Origin of the sequence: Microbacterium sp. UMB0228, assembly GCF_002871415.1 — a bacterium.
Taxonomy (GTDB): domain Bacteria; phylum Actinomycetota; class Actinomycetes; order Actinomycetales; family Microbacteriaceae; genus Microbacterium.
In genome coordinates, this window is record NZ_PNFU01000002.1 from 196076 (window position 1) to 208659 (window position 12584).

Below are 12584 nucleotides of genomic sequence, written 5' to 3' on the forward strand. Positions count from 1 at the left end.
TTTCCCCAGAACCGACGGCGCCTCCCTCGTGCCTCTCCCTTCGAGGCCTTTCGCTCGACACCTTCCGAAGAACAGGAGGGGGCGGGTGCGGTTCTGATACCTGCACCGGCGAAGAAAGTCAGAATCCGTTGCCGTGACACTGGAACGGGGCGGAAACCCCCGTCGAGAGCGCGGCGCTCGCCAGGGCGTCGGCGGGGGACGCCCCGCCGGCGAGGCCCTCGTGGACCGCGGTCAGGAGCTCGCACGCGTCGTCGTCCGGCACCGTGACGGGAGCCGCGATCACCGCCTCCGCGCCCGCGTGCAACCACACGCGCGTCATGCCCAGGGCCTCCTCGCCCCAGCGCACGGAGGACCGACCCAGCTCGCACGCCGAGAGGATCACGGTCCGCGGCACCCGGGCGATGAGGTCGACGTCGTAGCCGAAGAGCACGCCGTCGGCGAGTTCGAACCCGGAGAACAGCGGATTGTCGATCGCGTGACGCCCGTGCGCGGCGATGTGGAGCACGTCGACGGAGGCCGCCAGCGCGGTGACGGCGCTCACGGTCGCGGTGGCGTCCTGCAGCAGCCGGGTCGTTCCCCGTCCCGCCCACGAATCCGCCGCGCGCTGGACCTCTTCCGCCGCCCGCGGCACGCGCGGTCCCGCCGCGAACCCGACGCTCGGGGCTGAGGAAGCCGAGGCCTCCCCGTCGAGCCAGCGCGAGACCGAGGTCGCGAGGGTGAACGGCACGCCGTGCATGCCGGGGAGCATGGCCCACGGCACCCCGCCGAGGATTCCGGGAACGGTGATCACGAACCGCGTGGCGCCCGCGGCGGCCCGGCGCATCGGCCCGAGCAGCTCGTCGTCGAGGACAGCGAGACGCGCCGTCAGAGCGCGCGCGGTCACCGGCCCCATCGCGCCGTCCCGGGTGAGAGCGGCCATGTCGAGGTCGGCGCGCAGGCCGTCGAGAGCGGCCCGCACTCGCGACCAGGACAGGTCGACGAGGGTCGCGCCGTCCGCCTGCACCGCGACCCCGTGCAGTCCGGTGCCGGTGTAGACGTAGGCCAGGACTGCCGTGTCGGCCGGCAGGAGCGCGGAGGCCTCGGCCAGCGTCCGACGCTCCCGCGTCGCCCCGGAGCCGGTGGCCGACCACTGCCGCTCGCGCACCCGGTCGCGGAGCGCGCGGACGGTGGGGTCGGTCGTCCAGTCCGCCCCCGCGAGGTCGGCACGCAGCATCCGGAGCTCGGCGAGGTCGGCGGCGAGGGAGTCGTCGTGCGGGGGGCGGACCGGGGCGACCTGCTGACTGAGGTGCCGGGCGCGCTCGGACCACTCGAAGAGCGTCGCCGGGTCGCGACGGCGGACGGCTGCGGCGAGTCCCGTGAACACGAGGTCGCTGGCATGCATGGCGACGGAGGCCTGCAGGTCGAGGGCCCCGAACGAGCGCTGCCATGCCGACAGCAGGTCGAGCCCGGTGGCGGCGGCGCGCAGCGCGTCCCCGTCGCGACCGCGTCCGGCGGCGCGGGCGGCGCGGACCTCCTGCGCGCGGAGTCGGAGCGGCGTCGGGGCCGAAGCGGGGATGCGGGGGAGGCGGCCGGTGCCGTCGCGGCGGGCGCTCAACCGCAGGGCCGTGGCCTCGGTGCGGAAGCCGCTCCGGTCGAGCTCCTGTGCCACTTGCTCCCACGCGGCGGCGTCGAGCGGGCGACCGGGCCGGATCCGCTGTCGGGCTTCCAGCTCCACCGCCGCGGCGCGGGCCGCCCAGCCGCTGCTGCCGAGGGCGGTGAAGCGGCGGGTGGCCGTCCTCGCCGCCCGCGCCGCGGCTCGCGGATCGTGGCGGACGAGCGAGCGGGCGAGGTGGAACTCCGCCTCCCCACGGGCCTGGCGCATCCGCTGGGCACCGAACTGCACGGCCACGCGGGCGAGCAGCGCCTCCGCCTCGGTCGTCAGCCCGGCGTCGCGGAGCACCTCGGCGCGGTCGAGGTCGCTGATGGCGGTGGCGAGGGCGCTGGTGGCGGCGAACGTCGGCCGGGATTCGGCCATCAGGCGCAGCGCCGACACGAGGTCGCCGCCGAGGAGTGCGGCATAGCCGAGGTTGTGCGTGGCCTCGGCGAGGGAGTTCCGTTCGTCGTGCGCCTCGTAGATCCCGATCGCACGGCGGAGGTCGGCCATGCAGGTGTCCAGCTGATGGCGCTGCATCCGCACCACCGCTCGGTTCATCAGGCAGTTGGCGAGGGCGGGGGTCTCGGTCCCGGTCGCGGCCAGGGTGTCGATCGCGGTGGTCAGGCTCGCCTCGGCCTCCTCCATCCGGCCCCCGTGCATGAGGAGGGCGCCGAGCTGCCCGCCGAGGAGGGCGACCGTCTCGGCCTGCAGGCCGTCCCGCGCCAGCGCCTCCCGGCACAGCGCCTCCGCCGCCGCGGGCTCGCCGGTCTGCGCGAGCACGTAGGCGGCCGTCCCGTCGATGCGGGCGCGGAGGTCCGCGTCGTCGGTGCGGGCGGCGGCCTTCTCCAGTTCCCGCCTGGCACGGGTGAACTGCCGGGCGTTGGCCGCCTCGACGCCGCGTCGGTGCAGCGCGCTCGCGGACAGGGGCATCCGTCCAGGATGCCGTGCCGGAGCGGTCGTGCGGAAGGGTGCGAGGGGTCAGAGCCGCTCGTGCGGCGTCGGCAGGGACTTCAGCACGGCGGCGACGGCCTTCCCGGCGACGGCGGGCTTCACCCCCGCGGCCGGGACGGCGCCGAGCTGGGCCGCGACCCGACCGGCGATGTACGGAGCCGCGAAGGAAGTGCCGCTCCACACCGCGAAGCCGCCGCGGTAGTCGTCCGGGTCGAGCGTCTCGCGCGGCAGCCCGTCGATGTCCGCGCGGGTCGCGGCCTGCGCGCCGCCGACGAAGGCGGGCGAGGTGCTGACCACGGCGGCGCCCGGGGCGTACACCTGCACCCAGGGGCCGACGTTCGAGAACAGGGCGACGGAGTGCGCCGACGGGTTCAGGGCGCCGACCGACACGTGCGGAGCGCCGTCGTCGGACGGCAGCCCGTTGTCGGCGCCGGGCCACGGCCACAGCGAGGCGGGGAACGACGGCCGATCGATCGCGTCGTTGCCGGCCGAGCAGACGACCACGCAGCCGAGCTCTCTGGCCTTCGCGAGCAGCTCATACAGGGTCTTGCTGAAGAGCCCGTCGGTCGGGGTCTCGTGGTAGTAGCTGAGGGAGAGGTTGAGCACGTCGATGGGGAAGCCCGTCGTCGGGTCCTCGCGGTGCCGCCGCAGCAGTTCCACGACCTGCGCCACGGTTTCCAGGAGCGTGCTCTCGTCGACCACCCCGAGCGCGCCGGCGACGCGGATGGAGAGGATGTCGGCGTCCGGTGCCGCCTGACGCACGAGGCCTGCGATGAAGGTGCCGTGCCCGGCCACCGCGTCGATCTCGCCGTCGAGCTGCCCGTACAGGTCGGGGTAGCGTTCGGGGTCGGCGTCGTCCGTGAAGCCCACGGGGACGCCGTCGAGTTCGACGTGCCGGGTGACGATGTCGGACGGCAGCCAGGCGTGCTCCCCGCAGCCGGTGTCGAGGATCGCCACGACCGGTCGTCGTCCGCGCTTCGGAGCGGCGGCTCGAGCCGGAGCGGGACCGAGCCAGGTGACCGGCTGCCGCGCCCCGCGTCCGGGCTCCAGGTAGTCGTCGCTGCCGCCTCCGCCGGGAGCGGCACCGCGAACGGGATTCGTCCGCGTGAACGGGTTCGTCCGGGTGAACGGGTTCGTCCGGGTGAACGGGTTGAGCCCGACCGGGTCGATCGACAGCACGTGCTCGAGGCTGGTCCGCGGCATCGTCGAGCGCGACAGCCGGCGCGCGCGCTGCAGCACCCGCCAGGCGTCGGGCGCCACGGGGGACTCGCCCCTGGTCGGCTCATCCGGCGTGGTCAGCCGCGCCCGCAGGAACCCCGCGACACCCGGCACGAGCTCACCGTTCCCGATCTCGCGCTCCGGCGACTCCAGCTCCAGCCGCCAGCCGAAGGAGTCCGCGGCATCCCTCAGGGCGCGCAGCTCGCGGTCGTACGCCTCCTCCTCGCCGAGAGCGCGCGTGATGAGCAGGCGCTCCGGCAGGTACGCGGTGGGGAACGCCCGGATCCCGTCCACCGGTTCCGTGCTGGGGTCGAGGGCGGTGCCGCGGCGGATCGATCCCTCCGCGCGGTCCTGCCAGGTCCATCCCTGGGGCTGCTCCATCGGTCATCCTCTCCGTGGGCATCGCCGGCGACGGCGCCGGCGATGCGGGGTCACAACTCGAACTGGGGGGTCTCCAGGGTGCGGGTCTCGTCGCCGACCGTCGCGGTCAGGCGCACGCGGCTGAGCCCGGACGGCACCTCGTCGAACACGAACCGGCCGGTCTCCGCCGGGGTCGTGCGGCGCTCGCGCTCGCCCTGCAGCAACAGGATCTCCGCCGCGACGGTGTCCACCCAGCCGTCGACCCGCCGTCGCCCGGACGCGGTCGTCGTGACGTGGAGGAGGATGCTCGTGCTGCCGTCGCTGAACTGCAGGGTGAGGGCGTCGGTCTCGCCGCGGACAGCCCCGAGCTGGCCTTCCACGAGCGTGAGCAGCGCGTACTCGCGGTGGAGCCCGTCCGCGGCGACCGCGGCGACCATCCGGTCGATGAGGCCGGCCGGGACCGGATCGACCTCTCCCCAGAGGCTGCGCAGGCGGGCGAACAGCCGGGCGTCGTCCTCATCGCTCATGATCGTCCCTCCGTCCGGGTGGCCGGGGCGTCGAGGAGGTCGCGGAGCTTCGCGAGGCAGCGGCTGCGGGTCGGGCCGATGCTGCCGACCGGCATGGAGAGGTCGCGGGCGAGGCGCGCGTAGTCCGGGCGGTCCTCGAAGGCGATCACCCGGAGCAGGCGCTGACAGCGCTCGGCGAGGCGGCGGACGGCGGCCCAGAGCCGCCGGTTCTCGTCGTCGAGCGCGGCGTGCTCCTCGGCGGACGCCTGCTCCGGAAGGAGGGCGTCCAGGTCATCGGATTCGGCGGTGTCGACGCGACCGACGGCCTTGCCGACCTTCCAGGCCTCGCGGCGGGCGGTCGTCGTCAGCCAGGCGGAGACGGCACGCGAGTCGGCGATCGCGCCGTGGCCGCGCACCAGCTGGAGCCAGGTCGTCTGCACGACGTCTTCCGCGAGGGTGCGTTCGAGGCCGTAGGCGCGCACGACGTGCCAGAGCACAGGCGTCATCAGCCGTACCAGGTCGTCCATCGAGCGGCCGTCGCCATCGCGCCACGCATCGAACAGGTCCGCGGCGCGTTCCCAGCGTGCACGCCCGTCGTCGGATGCCGGATCGAAGGCGGCGCCGGGGGCACCGTCGATCATGAGGCCCATTGTGATCACACCTACCAGGAGCACGGCAAGGGCTCGGTGATACATGTCGCCGTCCAAGAATTCCGACGGCCGGATCCGTGGTGCGACGCCGCCCTCGCTAGCGTGGAGGGGTGATCGCTCTCGTCGTCGTGCTGTTCCTCAACGCCGGTTTCAACGTGCTCGTCTGGCCGCGGTTCTACACCCGCGTCGCCAAGGACCCGCGTGCCAGGGACGAGAACGGCAAGGCCACCCCGTTCCTCCGCGTGCACGTCATCCTCATCGCGATCGCGCTGGTGCTGGCCGTGGCCTCCGCGGCGGCGGGGATCACCGTGCTCGCGGTCACGCCCTAGCGCGATTTCTCCGTCGGATGGGTGACGGCCACGATGCCTCACCACGATGACGCGTCCGCAGCCGTGGATCATCGACTTCGGTACTCGGCTCCTACCGATCATCGTCAAGACGGTGTATAACTATTCCGTCGAGCGAAGGGTTTTACATGCAGTTCGTGACGACCGAGGAGGCGGCGAGACGGCTCGGCGTGTCCACGCGGCGTGTGGTCGACATGCTCATGAGCAAACAGCTCGCCGGGCAGAAAGTACACCGGAGCTGGCTGGTGTCGGAGGCCGCCGTCAGCGAGCGCGAGCGGCTGCAGTATGGCGACGGTCGCCCTTTGAAGGCGGCGACGGCGCGCGCGGTTGTCGGCGCACTGTCCGCAGGCACCGCGCTGCCGGCGAGGCAGCGGGCGATTGTGCAGCACCGCGGTGTCGAGCAGCTCACTGCGGTGCTCGCGCGTTCGACGCGGGTCGAGAGATTCGCGACCCGAAACCCCGAACTCGCAGCTGAGCATCTGCATTTCACGGGAGCGAACGCGCTCGAGCGCATCGTCACCCATGCGAACGACGCCCTTGTCGGCCCGGCCCGGCAGCTCCACGGGTATCCGAAGGGGCTGCCTTACGAAGAACTCATCGATCACGCGATGCTCGTGCGCGACGACGAGAACGCACGGGTCGTGCTCTATCGGTTCGAGGACGACATCTTTCCCTGGGACACCACTCCGACCGCGCTCGTCGCTGTTGATGCGGCGCGCAGCGACATCTCGCGGGTACACGCGGTCGGCCTTGAGGCGCTGGAGCGCATGAGGAACCAATGGCTGGCCACGCACACGCCGTAGAGGTCCCGGAGGATATCCCGCCGTGGCCGCTGGTTTTCGAGGTCGGGGCGGCGACTCCGCCCGGCAGCTGGGCACTCGTCGGCGGGCTCATGGTGCACGTGCATGCGCTTCGCGCCGGTGTAGAGGCTACCCGCCCGACACGCGACGTCGATCTGCTGCTGGACGTCGGCGCCGCCTCCGTCTCCGACATCGCCGGTTCCCTGACCGGGCTCGGCTTCGCCGCCGCGGACCCCTCGCCGGGGAATCCCCTCCATCGCTTCAGCCGAGGCGAGCATGACGTCGTCGACGTGATCGTGGCGCGCGATGTGCGCATGCGCACGCGCTGGCAGCGACGCCCGCTGTTGCGCTCGCCCGGCGCTGCACAGGCGCTGCAACGCCGTGACACCTACACGCTCACCTCCCTCGCTCGCTCCTCGACCATCGAGGTGCCGGACGAGCTCGGCGCGATCATCGCCAAAGCTGCCGCATACGCGGTCGACTCACGCAACCCTGGGCGACACCTCGAGGATCTCGCGGTCCTGGCTGCAACTGTAGGCAACCCGCGGGTCCTCGCACTGAGCGCCCTCACGCGAAAGGACCGCCGGCACCTGCGCCGCGCCATCCCCTACCTCGCCGACGACCGGCACCCCGCCTGGCGAGTACTCGACTCCTACGATCGAACAATCGGGCAGCGAGTGTGGGCTGCGATCAGCATGGCGTGCCCGACGTGACCACTCAGGCTTCCTTTCGCGGGTACGACCACGCGCACGGGCATCGGTGCGCCGCTTCTCCACCTCAGTCCGCCTCGTACCGGGCGGCGTGCGCGGCCCAGCGGGACTCGACCGGGAGGCTGCGGAGGGCGCGGTTCCCGATCGCGAGGGCGGCAGCCACCACGCACAGGGCCGCGCAGATGAGGATGGTGCCCTGTCGTCCGAGCCCGGCCAGGCCGAAGCCGGCGATGAGCGGGGCGAGCGGCATCGCCCCCATCGCGAGGACCCCCATGGCGCTGTTCGCGCGCCCCAGCAGACGTGACGGCGTGGCCACCATGAAATAGCCCATCATCCCGGCGTTCAGGGCGGGGACGAGGAGCACCGTGGCACCGAGGACGGCGGCGACGGTCCACGGTGCCGACGCGAACGACAGCACGACGGCGCCGAGGGCGACCACTGCGAGCCCGCCGATCGTGAGTACGCCCGCCGGGATCCGGGGCACGAGGAGCGGGGCGACGATCGCGCCGACGAGCATCACGGCGCCGATGGCCGCGCTGACGGCTCCGATGAGGAGTTCGGAATGGCCCGCCTGCTGCAGCGCATAGACGGCCGTGGTGATCGCGGCGTTGAAGCCGAGGTTCACGATGGTCATGATGAGCATGACGCCGCCGAGGTCGGGGCGGGACAGCAGCCAGCCGAAGCCCTCGCGGAACTCCCGCCAGGCGTTCGGGCGCGCGGGGGGCGTGCCGCCGTCGTCCTCGTCCAGAGCGCCGACGTCGGCGATGCCCGCGCGCCGGACCTGTCGCCCGAGGAGCCCGGCGGTCACGGCGGCGACGAGGTGGCACAGGGTCATGACCGCGCCGACGAGCCAGCCGCCCACCCCGAGGAGCAGGCCGCCGAGGGGTCCGCCGGCGAGCTGAAGGGCCGCATCGCGCCCCTGGTTCGCGGCCTGCGCGCGCCCCATCGCGTCGTCCGGGACGATCTCCTTCAGCGCGCTCTCGCCGGCGACGTCGAAGAGGCCGCTCCGCGCGGCCAGCAGCACGTCGATCACGAGGAGGGTCGCGAAGGTGAGGGCGCCGCCGAGGGCGAGCAGGGTGAAGGCCCCGGCCAGCACGATCCCCAGAATCGAGCCGACGAGCATGAGCACGATGCGCCGGTGCCGGTCCGCGATGATCCCGCCCACGAGGGTGAGCAGCACCCGCGCCACCATGCCCGCCCCCGCGATGATGCCGGCCTGTGCGGGGTCGTTCGTGATGACGAGCGCGAGGAGCGGGACCGCGAACCCGAAGAGCGCCGCGGCGAGCCCCTTGCTCGTGTCGCTGACGAGCCAGGTGAGGTAGCGCGTGTTCTGCCACAGGCGGTGGGGCGTGGTCGTCGTGCTCATGGCTCGACGATAGTTCCGCAAGAATAATTGCGCAACTGTTCGTGCGCATTTGCGTGACTAGGATCGGGGAATGGCTGACGACGCGGAGAAGACCTCTCGGGAGGACGCCGCCTTCATGACGTCGGCCATGCTCAAGGCCTACTCGCACCCGCTGCGCCGCCAGATCCTCCGCCTCATCGCGCGCCGCGGTTTCCTGCGCGCCGCGGACATCGCCGGCGCGCTCGACGTGCCGGCCAACAGCGCCAGCTTCCACCTGCGGGTGCTCGCCGAGGCGGGGCTCATCGAGGAGGCTCCGGAGCAGGCCAGAGACCGCCGCGACCGTGTGTGGACGGGACGCAAGGGTGCCCTCACCGTCGGCGGTCCGGAGAACCCGGTCGCGGACGAGGCCCTCGGCGATGCGGTGGTGGCCGCGCTCGCAGAGGACCACGTCGACCTGCTGCGCCGGGTGGTGGCCTGGACGCCCGAGTACGTGTCCGGTCGCACCGCCGAGGTGCATGCGTCGTTCGTGCAGCGCACCATCCGACTGACCGAGGCCGAGTTCGACGACGTGATGCACAAGATCAATGACGTGCTCTCCGCCGCCGACGACGCGCATGACGACACCGACCCCGCGGGCCGTCACTGGCAGCTGGACATCGTCGTCGCCGACGACACCATCTGACTCACTCGTCTTCGTCGTCGAGGCGCTCGCCGCTGAGGATGAGGATGCGGCGGAGGTGCATCGCCGTCAGCACGCCCGGTCCCATCGAGCTGCGCACGTCGAACGTGCGGTCGTCGACCTTCTCCAGCAGGAGCCGGATCGCCCGCGCCGCCTCCGCGCGGCGGCGATGCGCCGCGCTCGAGGCGGGGTCGTCCTCCGCGATGACGTCGGCGACGGCGTGGCAGGCCGCCGACAACGGCTCGGGCAGCGCAGGATCCAGGGGCATGGCCGCCGGACGCTCCCAGATCGTGTCGGCCGTCGCGTCGGCGATGTCCCGGATGAGGTGCGCGATCCGGTCGAGGGTGGAGAGCTGATCGTGGATGTGGGCGGTGCCCGCATGCCGGCGTCGCGCGCGCGGGTTGTAGCGGACGCTCTCGTCGGCCTCGGCCAGGGCGGCGCGGAGATCGGCGGTGGTCTCGGCGAGCGCTGCGGCATCGTCGGCCCACTGTGCGGTCTCCGGCGGCCAGGACTCCGAGACCGCGGAGCCGATGTCGTGGAGGTGCCCGGCGAGCTGTCGTCGGAACTCCTCCACCCGCGCCTCGGCCGATCCGATGAGCGGGGCGGGGGCGAAGAGGAGGTTCACCACGAGACCGATGACGATCCCGACCCCCATCTGGGCGAGGTAGCCGAGGGAGTAGTCGTCCGCGTTCTGACCGCCGATGATGAGCACGAACAGCGCCGCCATCGGGACGTACTCCTTGCCGACGCCGAACCAGCCGGTGCCGGAGACGAGGACGCCGAGGCCGACAACGAGCGGGATCGTCCACCACGTCGGCCCGACCGTGAGCACGATCAGCGCGGCCAGGCCGATGCCGGTGGCCAGGCCGAACAGGGTCTGCAGGCTCGACCGCATGGACCCCATGAGCGTGGGGTACATGCTCACGAGCGCACCGAGAGGGGCGTAGTACGGGTACTCCTCGGTGACCCCCGGCATGTGCGGCGCGATGGTCCACGCGAGCCCGACGGCGAGTGCCGTCTTGACCACGAGGAGCAGACGGGCGGGGCGGACCGCCTCACGGACGGTGCGGGCGAGGTATGAGCGGCGTTCGCGGACGCGCAGGCGTGAAAGGTCGGGCGTCACGTCATCCTCTCCTCGCGGCGGTCGGGTGGTCCTCTCCGGCGAGGATAGGGCCCGCAGGTGGCGCGCGGCCACCGGGTTGCCCCACCTCCGGTCGCCGGGTAGAGGCGGCCGGACGCGGATGCCGCGACCGCGCGGGGTGCGCGGCCGCGGCATCCGCGGATTCCCGTCGTCGCGTCAGGGCGTGGCCCGACGGAACGCGAGGAAGGAGACGACGCTGAGGACGGCCACGACCACGAGCCCCCAGAGGGCGAGGCCCACGGCGCCGAGGTCGAGGATGCCGAGCCACACGTCGCCCCACAGCTCGAGCCGTGTCACGAGGAACACGACCCCCACGAGGAGGAGCGCCAGGGCGACGCCGACGATCGTGAGGACCATCGGGCCCCAGCTCTTGTAGATCGTCGCGCCGGTGAACCCGACCACGAAGAAGAACAGCGCGAGCGTGAAGTAGACGACGAAGGCGCCGAGCGGGCCGGCCTCCCACAGCCACGGCAGGTGGAACACCCAGCCGTTCACGCCGTACCCGTTCGTGGCCAGCTCGATCGCGCCGCCGAGGAGGAAGAGGATGCCGAGCAGCGCGCTGCCGAGGATCGCGGTCAGCAGCGTTCCGATGAAGAACTCCCGCCGGGTGACGCTCATGGCCTGCGAGAACGGGAAGGTCAGCGTCATGGCCGACAGCCCGATCGCGAAGAAGTACCACAGCGGTGCCTGGCCGCCTCCGCCGTACTTGGGGGCATCGCCGGGGATCATCGCGTAGATGAGGACCGAGATCACCACGGCCGAGGCGAGGATGATCAGCGGCACCCAGACGAAGGTCTGCCGGTTGATGAGCTGCAGGCGGATGACATTGAGTGTGCGTCGCATCAGCGGACTCCTTCCGTGGTGGCGTCGGCTCTGGTGCCGGAGCGGGTCTCGGCCTTCTGGGTGAGGCGGACGATGAGCTGCTGCAGCGAGACGGGGGCGAGGTCGAGGCCGGCGGCCCGCACCTCCGCGCGATCGTCGGCGGTGAGGGCGCCGAGCACGGTGACGGAGGCGACGCGACCGAGCTCGTCCCGGTGCAGCACCTCGCGATCACCGACCCAGGCGTCGACCTTCGCGGCATCCCCGACGACGGTCACGGCGCGGTCGCGGACGGCATCCGTGTCCTCGTTGAGGAGGATCTGGCCGTTGTCGATCACGATGACCTTCTCGATGAGGTTCGCGACCTCGTCGATCAGGTGCGAGGAGAGGATGATCGTGCGCGGGTGCTCCGCGTAGTCCTCCACGAGCCGGTCGTAGAAGATCTGCCGGGCGACCGCGTCGAGTCCCAGATAGGGCTCGTCGAAGAACGTGATCTCGGCGCGGGAGGCCAGGCCGATGATGACGCCGACCGCGGAGAGCTGCCCGCGGGAGAGCTTCTTGATGGTCTGCTTCATCGGCAGCTGGAACTCCGCGATGAGCTCGTCCGCGAGGCCCTGGTCCCAGTGCGGGAAGAACAGGCGGGCGGCGGCGAACGCGTGCCGCGGGGTCGCATCGTCCGGATACTTCTGGCTCTCCCGCACGAAGCAGATCCGGCCGAGCACATGGGCGTTCTCGTACGGGTGCTCGCCGAACACCTTCACGGTGCCGGAGGATTCGAAGTTCTGGGCCGTGAGGATCGACATGAGTGTCGTCTTCCCGGCGCCGTTGCGGCCGAGGAGCCCGTAGATCGAGCCTCCCTCGAGAGCGAGCGACACGTTGTCGAGCGCCCGCTTCTCCTTGTAGCGCTTGGTGAGGTTCTGCACCTCGATGACGGCGGTCATGCGGGGTTCTTCCCTTCTGGGGTGGGGGCGGATGCGGCGCGCTGCCGGAGCAGGTCCGCGAGGTCTTCCGCGCCGAGGCCCAGCGTGCGGGCCTCCGCGAGGAGCGGGTCGATGTAACGGTCGGCGAAGGCCGCGCGGCGCTCGCCGAGGAGCAGGTCCCTGGCGCCTTCCGAGACGAACATGCCGATGCCTCGGCGCTTGTGGAGCACTCCCTTGTCGGTGAGCATGGCGACTCCCTTCGCGGCGGTGGCGGGGTTGATGCGGTAGAACGCGGCGAGCTCGTTCGTCGAAGGGGCCTGCGCCTCCTCGGCCAGCGAGCCGTCGAGGATGGAGTCCTCGATCTGCTCGGCGATCTGGAGGAAGAGCGGCTTGCCTTCTTCGATCACGAGTCCTCCGTGGTTTCTGGGTTACTTACTCAACTAAGTAACCATGGAACCAGGACGGTGTCAACCCCTCTGAATATGGGCGGGCACAGCTTCGGAGA

At 71.8% G+C, this 12584-nt stretch carries 13 protein-coding genes; 4 read left to right on the plus strand and 9 right to left on the minus strand.

Annotation, left to right across the window (positions count from 1 at the left end; genetic code table 11):
- Window positions 1-118: 118 nt before the first annotated feature.
- The 4 genes from CJ226_RS05125 to CJ226_RS05140 are packed head-to-tail and all read right to left on the minus strand — an operon-like array spanning window position 119 to window position 5309.
- A complete protein-coding gene (locus tag CJ226_RS05125) occupies window positions 119-2563 on the minus strand; it encodes a CHAT domain-containing protein (protein WP_102208508.1) in 2445 nt (814 codons plus the stop codon).
- A gap of 48 nt (window positions 2564-2611) precedes the next feature.
- Entirely contained in the window at window positions 2612-4183 is a 1572-nt protein-coding gene (locus CJ226_RS05130; RefSeq protein WP_062637545.1) for a S8/S53 family peptidase, read from the minus strand.
- A gap of 50 nt (window positions 4184-4233) precedes the next feature.
- The gene (locus CJ226_RS05135) at window positions 4234-4689 is read right to left on the minus strand and encodes a hypothetical protein (protein ID WP_102208509.1); all 456 of its coding nucleotides are present in this window, start codon (window positions 4687-4689) and stop codon (window positions 4234-4236) included.
- Window positions 4686-5309, minus strand: a complete 624-nt coding sequence (locus CJ226_RS05140; protein WP_231729557.1) for an RNA polymerase sigma factor — start codon at window positions 5307-5309, stop codon at window positions 4686-4688. Before CJ226_RS05140 ends, CJ226_RS05135 begins: the two co-directional genes overlap by 4 nt.
- Before the next feature lie 119 nt (window positions 5310-5428).
- Here CJ226_RS05140 and CJ226_RS05145 point away from each other — a divergent pair, with 119 nt between their 5' ends.
- The 3 genes from CJ226_RS05145 to CJ226_RS05155 all read left to right on the plus strand — a co-directional run bounded on the left by CJ226_RS05145 (window position 5429) and on the right by CJ226_RS05155 (window position 7178).
- Window positions 5429-5647 carry an SCO4848 family membrane protein gene (locus CJ226_RS05145; RefSeq protein WP_062637541.1) on the plus strand — a complete coding sequence of 73 codons (219 nt, stop codon included), beginning with the start codon at window positions 5429-5431 and terminating at the stop codon, window positions 5645-5647.
- Window positions 5648-5793: 146 nt separating this feature from the next.
- Window positions 5794-6468, plus strand: coding sequence for a helix-turn-helix domain-containing protein (locus CJ226_RS05150; RefSeq protein WP_102208511.1), 675 nt, complete (start codon window positions 5794-5796; stop codon window positions 6466-6468).
- A complete protein-coding gene (locus CJ226_RS05155) occupies window positions 6444-7178 on the plus strand; it encodes a hypothetical protein (protein WP_102208512.1) in 735 nt (244 codons plus the stop codon). Before CJ226_RS05150 ends, CJ226_RS05155 begins: the two co-directional genes overlap by 25 nt.
- A gap of 64 nt (window positions 7179-7242) precedes the next feature.
- Here CJ226_RS05155 and CJ226_RS05160 read toward each other — a convergent pair whose 3' ends face one another.
- Window positions 7243-8541, minus strand: coding sequence for an MFS transporter (locus CJ226_RS05160; RefSeq protein WP_062637535.1), 1299 nt, complete (start codon window positions 8539-8541; stop codon window positions 7243-7245).
- 70 nt (window positions 8542-8611) lie between these two features.
- On the opposite strand from CJ226_RS05160, the gene CJ226_RS05165 reads away from it, so the two are divergent.
- On the plus strand, window positions 8612-9202 hold the full coding sequence (locus CJ226_RS05165; protein WP_102208513.1) for a helix-turn-helix domain-containing protein: 591 nt from the start codon (window positions 8612-8614) through the stop codon (window positions 9200-9202).
- Window position 9203: 1 nt separating this feature from the next.
- Here the strand turns inward: CJ226_RS05165 and CJ226_RS05170 are convergent, their stop codons facing one another.
- From CJ226_RS05170 to CJ226_RS05185, 4 genes are all read right to left on the minus strand, one after another.
- Window positions 9204-10322, minus strand: coding sequence for an aromatic acid exporter family protein (locus CJ226_RS05170; RefSeq protein ID WP_257996523.1), 1119 nt, complete (start codon window positions 10320-10322; stop codon window positions 9204-9206).
- 174 nt (window positions 10323-10496) lie between these two features.
- A complete protein-coding gene (locus CJ226_RS05175; protein ID WP_071327961.1) occupies window positions 10497-11183 on the minus strand; it encodes a hypothetical protein in 687 nt (228 codons plus the stop codon).
- Window positions 11183-12100: an ABC transporter ATP-binding protein gene (locus CJ226_RS05180; protein ID WP_025104182.1), complete on the minus strand. Its 918-nt coding sequence runs from the start codon at window positions 12098-12100 to the stop codon at window positions 11183-11185. The genes CJ226_RS05175 and CJ226_RS05180 overlap by 1 nt, the downstream gene beginning before the upstream one ends.
- Window positions 12097-12486, minus strand: coding sequence for a GntR family transcriptional regulator (locus CJ226_RS05185; RefSeq protein ID WP_060923259.1), 390 nt, complete (start codon window positions 12484-12486; stop codon window positions 12097-12099). The genes CJ226_RS05180 and CJ226_RS05185 overlap by 4 nt, the downstream gene beginning before the upstream one ends.
- Window positions 12487-12584: the final 98 nt, after the last annotated feature.